General features: G+C 61.3%; 1 pseudogene. It reads left to right on the top strand.

The window, feature by feature from the left end:
• Nucleotides 1-238: pseudogene (locus tag V0R37_RS23215) on the top strand (hypothetical protein); the annotation flags it as partial.

Here is a 238-nt window from a genome sequence, read left to right on the forward strand (position 1 = left end):
TTTTGGGCGAATGGCTCGCGCCGGCGATGAGCCAGCGCGCCGAAAATCTCAAAGCCAGCGCCATCAGCGGCAAAATCAGCACCGGCAGCCAAGGCGTGTGGCTCAAAGAGGGCACCCACATCATCAATGTGCGCGAAATGCTGCCCGACCATACTTTGCTTGATGTGAAAGTGTGGCGCCACGATGCGCAATTCCGGCTGGCCGAAGCCACCGCCGCCGATTCGGCCACCGTTGGCAG

The organism is Pollutimonas rozaliensis, from assembly GCF_048751585.1.
Lineage (GTDB): Bacteria > Pseudomonadota > Gammaproteobacteria > Burkholderiales > Burkholderiaceae_B.